The 12689-nt window shown below is 64.2% G+C and carries 12 protein-coding genes and 3 tRNA genes; 10 read left to right on the top strand and 5 right to left on the bottom strand.

What is annotated here, in order from left to right; translation table 11 throughout:
• Nucleotides 1–35: 35 nt before the first annotated feature.
• Nucleotides 36–1118 (bottom strand): peptide chain release factor 1, encoded by a 1083-nt coding sequence (prfA, locus tag QO207_RS19140; RefSeq protein ID WP_301533895.1) that lies wholly within the window; start codon nucleotides 1116–1118, stop codon nucleotides 36–38.
• Nucleotides 1115–2383 (bottom strand): glutamyl-tRNA reductase, encoded by a 1269-nt coding sequence (gene hemA / locus QO207_RS19135; protein ID WP_045211202.1) that lies wholly within the window; start codon nucleotides 2381–2383, stop codon nucleotides 1115–1117. The genes prfA and hemA overlap by 4 nt, the downstream gene beginning before the upstream one ends.
• A 145-nt stretch (nucleotides 2384–2528) precedes the next feature.
• On the opposite strand from hemA, the gene QO207_RS19130 reads away from it, so the two are divergent.
• The 10 genes from QO207_RS19130 (at nucleotide 2529) to QO207_RS19085 (ending at nucleotide 9775) form a co-directional block, all read left to right on the top strand.
• Nucleotides 2529–4295, top strand: coding sequence for a tetratricopeptide repeat protein (locus tag QO207_RS19130; protein ID WP_301533894.1), 1767 nt, complete (start codon nucleotides 2529–2531; stop codon nucleotides 4293–4295).
• Nucleotides 4296–4298: 3 nt separating this feature from the next.
• Nucleotides 4299–4943: a lipoprotein insertase outer membrane protein LolB gene (lolB, locus tag QO207_RS19125; RefSeq protein ID WP_301533893.1), complete on the top strand. Its 645-nt coding sequence runs from the start codon at nucleotides 4299–4301 to the stop codon at nucleotides 4941–4943.
• Between the two features lies 1 nt (nucleotide 4944).
• Entirely contained in the window at nucleotides 4945–5793 is an 849-nt protein-coding gene (ispE, locus tag QO207_RS19120; protein WP_301533892.1) for a 4-(cytidine 5'-diphospho)-2-C-methyl-D-erythritol kinase, read from the top strand.
• A gap of 31 nt (nucleotides 5794–5824) precedes the next feature.
• A tRNA-Gln gene (locus tag QO207_RS19115) sits at nucleotides 5825–5899 on the top strand.
• Between the two features lie 62 nt (nucleotides 5900–5961).
• Nucleotides 5962–6036: transfer RNA gene (locus tag QO207_RS19110), tRNA-Gln, on the top strand.
• 52 nt (nucleotides 6037–6088) lie between these two features.
• Nucleotides 6089–7030 (top strand): ribose-phosphate pyrophosphokinase, encoded by a 942-nt coding sequence (locus QO207_RS19105; protein ID WP_015478849.1) that lies wholly within the window; start codon nucleotides 6089–6091, stop codon nucleotides 7028–7030.
• A 112-nt stretch (nucleotides 7031–7142) separates the two neighbouring features.
• Nucleotides 7143–7757 carry a 50S ribosomal protein L25/general stress protein Ctc gene (locus QO207_RS19100; RefSeq protein ID WP_301533891.1) on the top strand — a complete coding sequence of 205 codons (615 nt, stop codon included), beginning with the start codon at nucleotides 7143–7145 and terminating at the stop codon, nucleotides 7755–7757.
• A 38-nt stretch (nucleotides 7758–7795) separates the two neighbouring features.
• Complete coding sequence (gene pth, locus QO207_RS19095) at nucleotides 7796–8380, top strand: aminoacyl-tRNA hydrolase (RefSeq protein WP_081516404.1); 585 nt, start codon at nucleotides 7796–7798, stop codon at nucleotides 8378–8380.
• A 40-nt stretch (nucleotides 8381–8420) separates the two neighbouring features.
• On the top strand, nucleotides 8421–9521 hold the full coding sequence (gene ychF, locus QO207_RS19090; protein WP_192223855.1) for a redox-regulated ATPase YchF: 1101 nt from the start codon (nucleotides 8421–8423) through the stop codon (nucleotides 9519–9521).
• A 177-nt stretch (nucleotides 9522–9698) separates the two neighbouring features.
• A tRNA-Met gene (locus QO207_RS19085) sits at nucleotides 9699–9775 on the top strand.
• A 69-nt stretch (nucleotides 9776–9844) separates the two neighbouring features.
• On the opposite strand, the gene QO207_RS19080 is transcribed toward QO207_RS19085, so the two are convergent.
• The 3 genes from QO207_RS19080 to can form a co-directional block, all read right to left on the bottom strand.
• Complete coding sequence (locus QO207_RS19080) at nucleotides 9845–10537, bottom strand: SOS response-associated peptidase (protein WP_301533890.1); 693 nt, start codon at nucleotides 10535–10537, stop codon at nucleotides 9845–9847.
• 474 nt (nucleotides 10538–11011) lie between these two features.
• Nucleotides 11012–12013 carry an isocitrate/isopropylmalate dehydrogenase family protein gene (locus QO207_RS19075; protein WP_301533889.1) on the bottom strand — a complete coding sequence of 334 codons (1002 nt, stop codon included), beginning with the start codon at nucleotides 12011–12013 and terminating at the stop codon, nucleotides 11012–11014.
• A complete protein-coding gene (gene can, locus QO207_RS19070; RefSeq protein ID WP_301533888.1) occupies nucleotides 12010–12654 on the bottom strand; it encodes a carbonate dehydratase in 645 nt (214 codons plus the stop codon). The genes QO207_RS19075 and can overlap by 4 nt, the downstream gene beginning before the upstream one ends.
• Nucleotides 12655–12689: the final 35 nt, after the last annotated feature.

Genomic DNA, 12689 nt, shown 5'->3' with positions numbered 1-12689 from the left:
CTCTCTCAGTCGCCCGCTCTCAATCGCCTGCACTATCAATCACCCAGTGCGGCCAGCTGGTCGGCCTGGAACTCTTGCAGGAGCGGCTCGATGACCTGCTCCACCGCGCCTTCCATGACTTCACCCAGGGAATACAGGGTGAGGTTGATGCGGTGGTCGGTCACCCGGCCCTGGGGGAAATTGTAGGTGCGGATGCGCTCGGAGCGATCACCCGAACCGACCAGCAGCTTGCGCGTGCTGGCAATCGCCTGCTGCGCTGCGGACTGCTGCTGGTCGTTGAGCTTGGCCGCCAGCCAGGCCATGGCCTTGGCGCGATTCTTGTGCTGCGAGCGCTCTTCCTGGCACTCGACCACGATGCCCGACGGGATGTGCGTGATACGCACCGCCGAGTCGGTCTTGTTCACGTGCTGGCCGCCGGCGCCGGAGGAGCGGTAGGTGTCCACCCGCAGGTCGGCCGGGTTGATCTCGATGGCCGCCTGTTCATCCGGTTCGGGCAGCACCGCCACGGTGCATGCCGAGGTGTGGATGCGGCCCTGGGATTCGGTGGCCGGCACGCGCTGCACGCGATGGGCACCGGACTCGAACTTGAGCTTGGCGTAGACGCTCTCGCCCTCGACGCGGGCGATCACCTCTTTATAGCCGCCGTGCTCGCCCTCGTTCTCGGACATGACCTCCACGCGCCAGCCCTGCTTCTCGGCATAGCGCGAGTACATGCGGAACAGGTCGCCGGAGAAGATCGCAGCTTCGTCGCCACCGGTGCCGGCGCGGATTTCCAGGAAGACGTTGCGACCGTCGTTGGGGTCCTTGGGCAGCAGCATGCGCTGCAGGCGATCCTCCAGGCCGACCAGCGCGGTCTTGGCCTCGGCGACTTCCTCCTCGGCCATCTCGCGCAGGTCCGGGTCGCTGTCCTTGAGCAGCGCCTGGGCGCCTTCGAGGTCGGACTGCACCTTGCGGAACTCGCGGAAGGCGAGGATCACCGGCTCCACTTCCGCGTATTCACGGGAGTAGGCGCGGAACTTGGTCTGGTCGCTGATCACCTCGGCGTCGCCCAGCAGAGCGGTGAGCTCTTCGTAGCGGTCGCTGAGGATATCCAGCTTTTTCAGGAGGGAAGCTTTCATCGCTTGTCAGTGCCCTCCTCGAGGGCGAACAGTTCCTGCGCGACGGCCAGCGCATCGATGCGGCCCTCGGCGGAGAGTTTCTTCATCTGCACGCTGGGCGCGTGCAGCAATTTGTTGGTCAGGCCACGGCTGAGCTGGGCGATGACTTCCATCGGGTCGGCGCCGTTGGCCAGCAGGCGCTGGGCCTTCTGGGTTTCCTCGTCGCGCAGGCGCTCGGCCTGCTGGCGGTAGGCGCGCAGCACGTCGACCGCGGCCAGCTCGCGCAAGCGCAGCATGAATTCGTGCACGCCATCGCCGACCAGCTCCTCGGCGGCCTGGGCGGCGCCCTGGCGGCTCTTGAGGTTCTCGGCGACCACTTCGTGGAGGTCGTCGACGCTATACAGGTAGACGTCTTCCAGCTCGCCGACTTCCGGCTCGATGTCGCGCGGCACGGCAATATCGACCATGAACATCGGCTTGTGCCGGCGCTGCTTCAGCGCGCGTTCCACCGCGCCCTTGCCGAGGATCGGCAGCTGGCTGGCGGTCGAACTGATGACGATGTCGCTGTTGACCAGCTCGTCGGGCATGTCCGCCAGCAGGATGGCGCGGGCGCCGAACTGCTCGGCCAGCAGGCTGGCGCGCTCCAGGGTGCGGTTGGCGACCACGATGCGCTTCACGCCCTGCTCGTGCAGGTGGCGGGCGACCAGGGTGATGGTCTCGCCGGCGCCGATCAGCAGTGCCTGGCTGCGGCTAAGGTCGCTGAAGATCTGCCGGGCCAGGCTCACCGCGGCGAAGGCCACGGACACCGGGTTCTCGCCAATGGCGGTATCGGTGCGCACGGTCTTGGCGGTGCTGAAGGTGGCCTGGAACAGGCGCCCGAGCATCGGCCCGACGGTGCCGGCCTCGCGGGCCACGGCGTAGGCGGACTTCATCTGCCCGAGAATCTGCGGCTCGCCCAGCACCATGGAGTCCAGCCCGGCGGCGACACGCATCATGTGGCGCACGGCTTCCTCGTCCTGATGGACGTAGGCGCAGGCGCGCAGGTCATCGATACCCAGGTTGTGGTAGTCGGCCAGCCAGGCCAGCACGTCGCCGGCGTCCGGATGCTCGATCTCCAGATAGAGTTCGCTGCGGTTGCAGGTGGAGAGGATTGCGGCTTCGCGGCTGGAAGTCAGCCGACAAAGCAGTTGCAGGGCCTCGACCATCTGCTCGGGAGTAAAAGCCACGCGCTCGCGGACGGCCACGGACGCGGTCTTGTGGTTGATGCCGAGGGCAATGAAGGCCATGCAGAACCGCTGAGCTGATCGGAAAGCCCGCAATTGTCCTACTTAGCCTTGTGAAGGACAACCACCCGCGACGGATCGCACACTGCAAATCGTATACAGGCCCGGATGCGGCGCTTGCCCATGGGATTGGCACTTTCCTTATGTCATGATGGTCTCATTTCGCAGGTCAGGCCCTCGTCCTTCCTCTATGAACAAGTCTCTTGCGCTGCTGACTGCTCTGCTGCTGCTCGGCGGCTGCCAGTCTCTTACACAGAAAAATCCCGATGGTGCTTCCGCGGAGAAGGACAAGGCCGCGGCTGTGCAGAAGGACCAGAAGTACGGTTCCTTCAGCGAAGACACTCTCTATTCGCTGCTGGTGGCGGAACTCGCCGGCCAGCGCAATCGCTTCGACATCGCCCTCTCCAACTACGTGGAGCAGGCCCGGGAAACCCGTGATCCGGGCGTCGCCGAGCGCGCGTTCCGCATCGCCGAGTACCTGGGCGCCGACCAGGAAGCCCTGGACACCTCGCTGATCTGGGCCAAGGCCGCGCCGGACAACCTCGACGCCCAGCGCGCCGCCGCCATCCAGCTGGCGCGCACCGGCCAGTACGACGAATCCATGGTGTACATGGAGAAAGTCCTCAACGGCCAGGGCGACACCCACTTCGACTTCCTCGCGCTATCTGCCGCCGAGACCGATGCGGATACCCGCACCGGCCTGCTGCAGAGCTTCGACCGCCTGCTGAAGAAGTACCCCGACAACGGCCAGCTGCTGTTCGGCAAGGCCCTGCTGCTGCAGCAGGACGGCCGCCCGCAGGAAGCCCTGCACCTGTTGGAGGACAATGCCGCCAGCAAGCATGACGTCGCCCCGCTGCTGCTGCGCGCGCGCCTGCTGCAGAGCATGAAGCGCAGCGACGAAGCGCTGCCGCTGCTGAAGAACGGCATCAAGGAACACCCGGACGACAAGCGCGTCCACCTCGCCTACGCCCGCCTGCTGGTGGAGCAGAACCGCCTGGAAGACGCCAAGGCCGAGTTCTCCGCGCTGGTCGAGCAATTCCCCGACGACGATGACCTGCGCTTCTCCCTGGCGCTGGTCTGCCTCGAAGCCCAGGCCTGGGACGAGGCCAAGGTCTATCTGCAGGAACTGGTCGAGCGCGACAGCCACGTCGACTCCGCCCACTTCAACCTGGGCCGCCTGGCCGAGGAGCAGAAGGACCCGGAAACCGCGCTCAAGGAATACGCCCTGGTCGGTCCGGGCAACGACTTCCTCCCGGCCCAGTTGCGCGCCACCGAGATCCTGCTCGACCAGAAACGCTATGACGATGCCTCGCGCCGCCTCGCCGAAACCCGCGAGCGCCAGCCCGACTACGCCATCCAGCTGTACCTGATCGAAGCCGAAGGCCTGTCCAACCGCGACCAGGTGGATCGTGCCTGGAACGTCATCCAGCAGGGCCTCAAGCAGTTCCCGGACGACCTCAATCTGCTCTACACCCGCTCCATGCTTGCCGAGAAGCGCAACGACCTGGCGCAGATGGAGCAGGACCTGCGGCTGATCATCCAGCGCGAGCCGGACAACGCCATGGCGCTCAACGCGCTGGGCTACACCCTGGCCGACCGCACCACCCGCTACAGCGAAGCCCGCGACCTGATCCAGAAGGCCCATTCGCTGAACCCGGACGACCCCGCGATCCTCGACAGCCTGGGCTGGGTGAATTACCGCCTGGGCAACCTCAGCGAAGCGGAAACCTACCTGCGCAAGGCACTGGAACGCTTCCCCGACCACGAAGTGGCTGCGCACCTGGGCGAAGTGCTCTGGGCCCAGGGCAAGCAGAGCGAAGCCCGCAAGGTCTGGGCCGACGCCCTGAAGAACCAGCCCGACAGCACCGTCCTGCGCGACACCATGCAGCGCCTGACCGGCACCGGAACCCCCTGATTTATGCGTTTACGTCACCTGATCGGCGCCGCCGCGCTGGCCCTGCTCGCCGGCTGCTCCGGCCTGGGCACCCACGAAGCCCTGGAAGGCCAGGGCAACGCCACCGCCTGGAACGCCCACAAGGCGCGCATCGCCACCCTCGATGGCTGGCAGATCGACGGCAAGGTCGGCATCCGCGCACCGAAGGATTCCGGCAGCGGCACCCTGTTCTGGCTGCAACGCCAGGATTACTACGACATTCGCCTGTCCGGCCCGCTGGGTCGCGGCGCCGCCCGCCTGACCGGGCGTGAAGGCGCGGTGACCCTGGAAGTCGCCGGCCAGGGCCGCTACCAGGCCACCTCCCCCGAAGAACTGCTGGAACAGCAACTGGGCTGGCGCCTGCCGGTTTCCCACCTGCTCTGGTGGATTCGCGGCCTGCCCGCACCGGACAGCAAGAGCCGCCTGACCCTGGATGGCGACAGCCACCTGGCCAAGCTGCAGCAGGACGGCTGGGACGTGGAGTACACCCGCTACAGCGAGCAGGACGGCTACTGGCTGCCCGAACGCCTCAAGCTGCACGGCCAGGATCTCGACGTCACCCTGGTGGTGAAGACCTGGCAGCCGCGGCAATTGGGCGCAGGCCAGTCGAGCCAAGCGGACCCGCAGTGACATGCACGACCGCCTGACCCTGCCGGCACCGGCCAAGCTCAACCTGTTCCTGCACATCACCGGCCGCCGCGCCGATGGCTACCACGAGCTGCAGACCCTCTTTCAGTTCCTGGATCACGGCGACGAACTGCAATTCGCCGTGCGCCAGGACGGCGAAATCCGCCTGAACACCGAGATCGAAGGCGTTCCCCACCACAGCAACCTGATCGTCAAGGCCGCGCGCCGACTGCAGGAACAATCGGGCTGCCAGTTGGGCGCCGACATCTGGCTGGACAAGCGTCTGCCCATGGGCGGCGGCATTGGCGGCGGCAGCTCCGACGCCGCGACCACCCTGCTCGCACTCAATCATCTGTGGCAGCTGGACTGGGACGAAGACCGCCTCGCCGCCCTCGGCCTGACACTGGGCGCCGACGTTCCGGTGTTCGTGCGCGGCCGCGCGGCATTTGCCGAGGGCGTCGGCGAGCAGCTCACCCCGGTGCAACTCGACGAGCCCTGGTTCCTCGTCGTCGTACCGCAAGTCTTTGTCTCCACAGCAGAAGTTTTCTCCGATCCCGAGTTGACACGGGATACTCCGCCCATTAAAGTTCGCAGCCTTCTCGGGGTGGACGGTCATAACGACTGCCAGCCGGTCGTCGAGAAGCGTTACCCGGATGTACGTAACGCACTGATCCAGCTAGGTAAATTTACCAAGGCTAGATTGACCGGCACCGGAGCTTGTGTGTTTGGGAGCTTCCCAAACAAGGGCGATGCTGATAAAGTTCGCCGCCAACTTCCGGCCACTCTGCCGAGTTTTGTAGCCCAGGGGCGTAACATCTCGATGTTGCACCGCAAGCTGCAAAATCAGGTCTGAGAAGAAAGCAATGTAATCGGTTGTACGATACAGGGGCGTCGCCAAGCGGTAAGGCAGCAGGTTTTGATCCTGCCATGCGTTGGTTCGAATCCAGCCGCCCCTGCCATTAACCCACAGGGTTACACGTACAGCGTCAACGAACACATTGCTCCGCAAGTTTTAAGCTACAGGGGCGTCGCCAAGCGGTAAGGCAGCAGGTTTTGATCCTGCCATGCGTTGGTTCGAATCCAGCCGCCCCTGCCATTTTCTTCTGGCTCAACCGGGCCTACCCTCAAGCCGACACAGGTACCGCAGCGTGTCCAAAATGATGGTTTTCACGGGGAACGCCAACCCCGATCTGGCACGCCGTGTCGTACGGCAGCTGCACATCCCCCTCGGTGACGTTTCTGTCGGCAAATTCTCCGACGGCGAAATCAGTGTCGAAATCAACGAAAACGTCCGTGGTAAGGACGTCTTCCTGATTCAACCGACCTGCGCACCGACCAACGACAACCTGATGGAACTGGTAGTGATGGCCGATGCCTTCCGCCGCTCCTCGGCGACTCGTATCACGGCAGTCATCCCCTACTTCGGTTACGCCCGCCAGGATCGCCGTCCGCGTTCCGCTCGCGTGGCCATCAGCGCCAAAGTCGTTGCCGACATGCTGACCGTCGTAGGCGTCAACCGCGTTCTCACCGTTGACCTGCACGCCGACCAGATCCAGGGCTTCTTCGATATCCCCGTCGACAACATCTACGGCTCGCCCGTACTGGTCGACGACATTGAAGACCAGCGCTTCGAGAACCTGATGATCGTCTCCCCGGACATCGGTGGTGTGGTGCGTGCTCGCGCCGTCGCCAAGTCCCTGGGCGTCGACCTGGCCATCATCGACAAGCGTCGTCCGAAGGCCAACCAGTCCGAAGTCATGCACATCATCGGTGATGTCGAAGGCCGTACCTGCGTACTGGTCGACGACATGGTCGATACCGCCGGCACCCTCGGCCACGCCGCCAAGGCTCTGAAAGAGCACGGCGCCGCCAAGGTCATCGCCTACTGCACCCACCCGGTGCTGTCGGGTCGTGCCATCGAGAACATCGAGAATTCCGTACTGGACGAGCTGGTGGTGACCAACACCATCCCGCTGTCCGCTGCTGCACAAGCCTGTGGCCGTATCCGCCAGCTGGACATCGCTCCGGTTGTCGCTGAAGCCATGCGCCGCATCAGCAATGAAGAATCGATCAGCGCCATGTTCCGCTAAGGCGGGACAGAGCTGACGTAAAGCGCCCCGTCACTTCGACGAGGCATTAGCAAAATCGCCCGAACGCTGGTCGCAAGCGTCCGGGCGATCTTGTCATTCTGGAGATAGTGAAATGGTTGATTTTGTACTCAATGCTCAAGAGCGTTCCGACCTGGGGAAAGGTGCGAGCCGCCGCCTGCGTCGTAACGAAGGTCTGATCCCGGCAGTGGTCTACGGTGGCGAGAAAGCCCCGCAATCCCTGACCCTGGAACTGCGTGAAGTTTCCAAGCTGCTGGAAAACGAGGCTGCCTTCAGCCACGTGATCACCCTGAACGTCGGTTCCGCCAAGGAAACCGTACTGATCAAGGCCCTGCAGCGTCACCCGTCCAAGGGTTTCGTCATGCACGCTGACTTCCAGCGCGTTGTTGCCGGCCAGAAACTGACCGCCCACGTACCGCTGCACTTCATCAACGAAGCCACCGCTGTTGGCGTCAAGACTGGTGGCGGCGAGATCTCCCACGTGATCTCCGAAGTCGAAGTTTCCTGCCTGCCGAAAGACCTGCCGGAATTCATCGAAGTCGACCTCGCTCAGGTAGCCCTGGGCCAGATCGTTCACCTGTCCGACCTGAAACTGCCGAAAGGCGTAGAGCTGGTGCAACTGGCCCACGGTAACGACCTGGCCGTCGCCAACATCCACGCTTCCCGCGTAGTGAAAGAAGAAGGTGAAGGCGAAGCTGCTGCCGAGTAATCGCGCGCACCATTGCCTTTAAGGAAGGGGCCCCCGTCGTGACTGCCGTACAACTGATCGTTGGCCTGGGAAATCCAGGCCCCGAATACGACCAGACCCGGCATAACGCGGGGGCCCTTTTCGTTGAGCGACTGGCGGACGCGCAACGCGCGAACCTGTCGCTGGACAAGAAGTACTTCGGCCTGGTCGGCAAGTTCAGCCACAAGGGCCGCGACGTTCGTCTGCTCATCCCCACCACCTACATGAACCGCAGCGGCCAGGCCGTGGCGGCGCTCGCCGGATTCTTCCGCATTCCGGTCGAAGCCATCCTGGTGGCCCACGACGAACTCGACATGCCTCCCGGCGTCGCCAAGCTCAAGAAGGGCGGCGGACACGGCGGGCACAACGGGCTGCGCGACATCATCGCCCAGCTCGGCAACCAGAACGGTTTCCATCGCCTGCGGCTTGGCATCGGCCATCCGGGGCACAGCAGCCTGGTCTCCGGCTTCGTCCTCGGCCGCGCCCCGCGCTCCGAGCAGGAACTGCTCGACACCAGCATCGACTCCGCCCTCGGCGTGCTGCCGGAAATGCTCGACGGGGATTGGACCCGCGCGATGCAGAAGCTGCACAGCCAGAAGGCCTGATCACACCTCTATTTCCGCCACCTGGCGCGAGGGACCTAGCATGGGATTCAATTGCGGCATCGTCGGCCTGCCCAACGTCGGCAAGTCCACCCTGTTCAACGCCCTGACCAAATCCGGCATCGCGGCGGAAAACTTCCCCTTCTGCACCATCGAGCCGAACAGCGGCATCGTACCGATGCCCGACGCCCGCCTCGATGCGCTGGCCGAGATCGTCAAGCCCGAGCGCGTGATCCCGACCACCATGGAATTCGTCGACATCGCCGGCCTGGTAGCGGGCGCGTCCAAGGGTGAAGGCCTGGGCAACAAATTCCTCGCCAACATCCGCGAGACCGACGCCATCGCCCACGTCGTGCGCTGCTTCGAAGACGAGAACGTCATCCACGTTTCCAACAGCGTCGACCCCAAGCGCGACATCGAGATCATCGACCTCGAACTGATCTTCGCCGACCTCGACAGCTGCGAGAAGCAACTGCAGAAGGTCGCGCGCAACGCCAAGGGCGGCGACAAGGACGCCCTGGTACAGAAAGCCCTGCTGGAAAAGCTCATCCCCCACTTCAGCGAAGGCAAACCCGCCCGCTCGCTGATGAAGAACATGGGCGATGACGAGAAGCGCCTCGTGCGCAGCTTCCACCTGCTCACCAGCAAGCCGGTCATGTACATCGCCAACGTTGCCGAAGACGGCTTCGAAAACAACCCGCACCTGGATGTCGTCCGCGCCATCGCCGAAGAAGAAGGCGCCATGGTCGTACCGGTATGCAACAAGATCGAAGCCGAGATCGCCGAACTCGACGATGGCGAAGAGAAGGACATGTTCCTCGAATCCCTCGGCCTCGAAGAGCCCGGCCTGAACCGCGTGATCCGCGCCGGCTACGAGCTGCTGCACCTGCAGACCTACTTCACCGCCGGTGTGAAGGAAGTCCGCGCCTGGACCGTCCGCGTCGGCGCCACCGCCCCGCAGGCCGCCGCGGTGATCCACACCGACTTCGAGAAAGGCTTCATCCGCGCCGAAGTCGTCGCCTACGACGACTTCATCCAGTTCAAGGGCGAACAGGGCGCAAAAGAAGCCGGCAAATGGCGCCTGGAAGGCAAGGAATACATCGTCAAGGACGGCGACGTGATGCACTTCCGCTTCAACGTCTAAGCCCCCGCCAGACCCGAAAAAGCCCCGGCCACCCGCCGGGGCTTTTTTCATGGCCGCCCTGCCCCGCCGCTCATCGCGAAAATCCCCCGCGGCTGGCTAAACGATTGATAGATCAGAACAATATTCAAGAAAAGGGGTTGACACCCCCCCTCGATCTGCGGAAAATGCGCGCCACTCGGCTACATAGCTCAGTCGGTTAGAGCGCAGCATTCATAATGCTGATGTCCCAGGTTCAAGTCCCGGTGTAGCCACCATATCTCGAAAGGGGTTTAGCGAAAGCTAAACCCCTTTTCTTTTGCCTGCGAAAAAGCGCCTCTATCGCCTTACTCTGCCTCCTCGATCAGCTCCGCCGAATCATTCCTCGCGTCATTCACCCGCAACGACACTCGGTGCCCTGCAAAGTCCTCCCGTGCATGGTGAACCAGGTCGCCCAGTGCTTCGCTGTGCGTAGCCGCGGATAACCACTCCTCGAAGTTCTCCGGCGCCAGCACTACGGGCATGCGGTGATGGATATGTTCGATGCTGGAGGCGGCAGCGCGGGTGAGCAGCGCACAGGAGAGGAGCGGCTCGCCGTTGGGTTTTATCCACAGGGAACAAAGGCCGGCGATGGCGATGATGGGATCGGTTGGGCTGTGGATGAAATAAGGTTGGTGAACCTGGCGCCCGGCGGGGTTACGCAGGAATTCTTGCTCGTTCCACTCGTACCAGCCCAAGGCGGGCATGAGGCAGCGGGTGCTGCGCAGGGCCTGGCGCCAGAGAGGCTTGGCGGCGGCTTCTTCGCTGCGGGCGTTGAAGGAGAAGCGTGGCGGGGTGGTGTTTTTCCACCAGGTGGGGATCAGGCCCCAGCGGGCGGGCAGCAGTTCCAGCTGGCCGTTTTCGTCGTGGCGCAGGATGGGCACCGTCATGGTCGGGGCGACGTTGTAGCAGGCTTCCAGCCAACGCGGCGGGGTACGCGCGCCGATGTGCCAGTAGCGCTCGATGGCGGCCTCTTCGGGGCTGACGTAGCGTCCGCACATGCCGAGCACCTTGGAGAGAGTGGTGCCTTGAGCTTAGTTCGCTGGTATCTCCGGCGGCATCAACACGCCGAGCGGGATCGACCTACGTGCTTGGCGGCAGTGTCGATCAGGAACCACAGCGATAGCGGCGCACCGAAGAACAGGAAGGGGATCATCAGGAACAGGCCGTGACCTACCCAGGCAGTAACATCCGCGCCACCGGCCAGGCAGTCATGCAGGTTCTTGGCTCCGCCCTGGCAGTTGGCATAGGTGTATCCCCAGGAGCCCAGTTGCCAGCCGATGCCCGTATAAGCTGCCGGTATGACGGCAAGCGGTAGCGCACCGGCCAGGAAAAACGTAAAGCCTGCGAAAACAGGAGTATTGGCGGGCCGAAGAGTGCCAGAACGAGTATCAGCAGCTTCATACGAGCTCAGCGATGCCTGGTAGAAATGAAGAACGCTAGCACACCGACGAATTGGCTCAACGACGCGATGCTTAGCGCAACCGCTCCACCACTCCCCGCCCAATCACCCGCGTCGTCTCTCCCCCGAAATCCACTCTCCCCTCCTCCCGCAGGAATCCATCCACCGCCGCATCGATCCGCTCCGCCAGTTCCGGCAGTTGCCAGTAATGCCGCAGCAGCATGCCGGCGCTGAGGATGGCAGCGAGAGGGTTGGCGCGACCGCTACCGGCGATGTCGGGGGCGCTGCCGTGGACGGGTTCGGCCAAGGCAATGTTGGCGCCGAGGTTGAGCGAGGGCGCCAGGCCCAGGCCGCCGCCCCAGTGGCTGGCGAGGTCGGAGAGGATGTCGCCGAAGAGGTTGGTGGTGACGATCAGGTCAAAGGCTTCCGGGCGTTCGACCAGTTGCAGGGCGGCGACGTCGACCAGGCGCTCGTCGAGCACGTCACTCCAGCCGTCTTCGGCCAGAAGGTCGCGGCAGGTGTCGCGGAACAGGCCGCAGGTGAGCGGCAAGACGTTGGCCTTGTGCACCAGGGTGATGCGCCGCGCCTGGCGCAGGCGGGCGAGCTCGGCGGCGCCAGCGGCGAGGCGTTCGCAGGCGGTGCGGCTGATGACCCGTTCGGCGATGGCGACGCCTTCGGCTTGCCAGTGCTCGCGGCCGCTGTAGAGGCCTTCGCTGTTTTCCCGCAGGACCAGCAGGTCGATGCCGGCGCGCGGCGAGACCAGCGGACGCGAGCGCACGGGGCGCAGGTTGAGGTTCAGCGCCAGCGTCTGGCGCAGGCTGAGGATGGCGCTGCGGTAGCCCTCGACCTTGTGGCTGGGCGAGGACACCGCGCCGAACAACCCGGCGCCGCAGGCGCGCAGGCGCTCGTAGGTAGCGTCAGGGACGGAGGTGCCGCGCAGCTGGAAGCAGTCCCAGCCGGCTTCGGCTTCTTCGACCTGCAGGTCGGGCAGCAGGTGTTGCAGCACTTCCACGGCGACGGGCACGACCTCGCGGCCGATGCCGTCACCGGGGATGACGCACAGGCGTCGGTTCACACCTGGCCGAGCGGACGCAGGCGATATTGTGGCGGGAGCTGGTCGAGGCCGCTGACGGTGACGTTGAGGTCCTTCCAGATGCCGTCCTTGATGCCGTAGATGCAGCCGTGCACGGAGATCTTCTGGCCGCGGTGCCAGGCGTTCTGGACGATGCTGGTGTGGCTGACGTTGGCCACCTGCTGGATGACGTTGAGCTCGCAGAGGCGGTCGACGCGCTCTTCTTCCTTTTCGAACTGGGCGAGGTGGTCGCGGTATTCGTAGGCGAGGTCGCGGATGGTGCGCAGCCAGCCGTCGATCAGGCCGAGCTGGGTGTGGTGCAGCGCGGCGCGCACGCCGCCGCAGCCGTAGTGGCCGGTGACCAGGATGTGCTTGACCTTGAGCACGTCGACGGCGAACTGGATGACCGACAGGCAGTTGAGGTCGGTGTGCAGTACAACGTTGGCGACGTTGCGGTGGACGAACAGATCGCCGGGCAGCAGGCCGACAATCTGGTTGGACGGCACGCGTGCATCGGAGCAGCCGATCCACAGGTATTCGGGGGTCTGCTGGCGGGCCAGCTTGGCGAAGAAGTCAGGGTCTTCCTGCTTGATGGCTTCGGCCCAGCGGGCGTTGTTGTCGAACAGTTCCTGCAGATCGCTCATGTCCGGCTCCTCATCATTTGGCTGGCGGCACCTTA

The organism is Pseudomonas sp. CAN1 (assembly GCF_030462585.1).
Taxonomy (GTDB): domain Bacteria; phylum Pseudomonadota; class Gammaproteobacteria; order Pseudomonadales; family Pseudomonadaceae; genus Pseudomonas.
Note: the sequence above shows the minus strand (reverse complement) of the source record. Positions and strands in the feature narration are given on the sequence as shown.

Bases quoted from the DNA above. Each gene is read 5' to 3' on its own strand.
- QO207_RS19080 (WP_301533890.1), bottom strand. From the start codon at position 10,537: ATGTGCGGACGCTACGTCAGCCCCGAAGAGGCCGCCATCGAGCGCTAC.
- QO207_RS19100 (WP_301533891.1), top strand. From the start codon at position 7,143: ATGGTTGATTTTGTACTCAATGCTCAAGAGCGTTCCGACCTGGGGAAA.
- ychF (WP_192223855.1), top strand. From the start codon at position 8,421: ATGGGATTCAATTGCGGCATCGTCGGCCTGCCCAACGTCGGCAAGTCC.
- ispE (WP_301533892.1), top strand. From the start codon at position 4,945: ATGCACGACCGCCTGACCCTGCCGGCACCGGCCAAGCTCAACCTGTTC.
- QO207_RS19130 (WP_301533894.1), top strand. From the start codon at position 2,529: ATGATGGTCTCATTTCGCAGGTCAGGCCCTCGTCCTTCCTCTATGAAC.
- lolB (WP_301533893.1), top strand. From the start codon at position 4,299: ATGCGTTTACGTCACCTGATCGGCGCCGCCGCGCTGGCCCTGCTCGCC.
- hemA (WP_045211202.1), bottom strand. From the start codon at position 2,383: ATGGCCTTCATTGCCCTCGGCATCAACCACAAGACCGCGTCCGTGGCC.
- can (WP_301533888.1), bottom strand. From the start codon at position 12,654: ATGAGCGATCTGCAGGAACTGTTCGACAACAACGCCCGCTGGGCCGAA.
- prfA (WP_301533895.1), bottom strand. From the start codon at position 1,118: ATGAAAGCTTCCCTCCTGAAAAAGCTGGATATCCTCAGCGACCGCTAC.